We start from the raw sequence: 1,284 nt of genomic DNA, 5'->3' as shown, positions 1-1,284 counted from the left end.
GAGACAGGGCTCCCGTCGGGGAGCCCGGCCTCGGCCGTCTCGGGCTGAGTGGCGTTCAGCTGGCCGCAGGCGACCGGAACTGGGCCGGTGACGGCCGCCCGCAGCCTGCTGAACGTCACTCAGTCCGCGACATGAGGGATATCCCCATGGTCCGGCCGCCCTCCTTGTCCGACGGCGGAGCGCCGCCTACGGTCCCAGGGGTGCTCCGGAGCGCTCCGGTGCACCGCACGAGACCGCCTGGAAGCCTGGAACAAGGGAGCCACCGATGCCCCGTTCGCTCGTCCGACTCGGCGCCGCGCTGACGGCCGGCCTGCTGGCACTGACCGCCGCGGCGGGCCCCGCGGCCACCGCCCTGGAGAAGCAGCTGGCGCAGGAGCCCGCGTCGTCGGCCGCCGATGCCGACCACCGGGTCATCGCGTTCTACCAGACCATCTACGAGACCGGGTCGGACGGCGTGCGCCGGTACGTCGACCCCAAGCCGCTGCTCGGCTCGGTCACCGACGTGAACGTCGGCGCGATCCACCTGAACTCCGACGCGACGCTGACGGTCAACGACATCCCGGCCGACCACGCCGAGCTCGGCGTCATGTGGGACGACCTGGCCACGATGCAGGACCAGGGCGTCAAGGTCAGCGCGTTCCTCGGCGGGGCCGCGCCGGGCACCTACCGCTACCTGCGCGAGGACTTCGACCGGTTCTACCCGGTGCTGCGCGACTTCCTGCGCACCTACGGCCTGGACGGTGTGGACCTCGACATCGAGGAGACGTTCTCCCTGGCGGACACGGTCCACCTGATCGACGCGCTGCGCGCCGACTTCGGCCCGGACTTCATCGTGACCCTGACGCCGGTGGCGACCGACATGGCCGGCCGCACGAGCTTCTCCGGCGGCTTCTCCTACGCCGAGCTGGAGCGCCAGGCCGGCGACCGGATCGACTGGTACAACACGCAGTTCTACTGCGGCTGGGGCGACCTGCGCACCACCACGGTCTACGACCAGATCCTCGCCAACGGGTTCACGCCGGGCCGCGTGGTGGCCGGCACCGTCACCAACCCCGGCAACTGCAGCGGGTACGTGGACTGGCCCACCTTCGACGCCACGGTCGGCACGCTGGTGGACCGCCACCCGGACTTCGGCGGCGTCTTCGGCTGGGAGTACTTCAACTCGGTGGGCCACGACGGCGGCGGCCGGGCGACCTGGTTCTCGCACGTGCGCGACGTGGTGAACTCCTGACGACCTTGGGTGTTCGGTAGAAGGTCAGGTGGTCGGCAGCCCGGGCTGCCGAC

The 1,284-nt window shown here is 71.1% G+C and carries 1 protein-coding gene; it reads left to right on the top strand.

The annotated features are described in order from the left end of the window. Positions 1-265: 265 nt before the first annotated feature. On the top strand, positions 266-1,231 hold the full coding sequence (locus ACFU5G_RS29880; RefSeq protein WP_377252783.1) for a glycosyl hydrolase family 18 protein: 966 nt from the start codon (positions 266-268) through the stop codon (positions 1,229-1,231). Positions 1,232-1,284: the final 53 nt, after the last annotated feature.

The sequence above is a fragment of the Promicromonospora sp. NPDC057488 genome, assembly GCF_042802395.1.
Lineage (GTDB): Bacteria > Actinomycetota > Actinomycetes > Actinomycetales > Cellulomonadaceae > Promicromonospora.
This window is presented reverse-complemented; position numbering and strand designations above follow the sequence as displayed.

What these genes read in the sequence shown, in the direction of transcription:
- ACFU5G_RS29880 (WP_377252783.1), top strand. Translation starts at nt 266, where the DNA reads ATGCCCCGTTCGCTCGTCCGACTCGGCGCCGCGCTGACGGCCGGCCTG.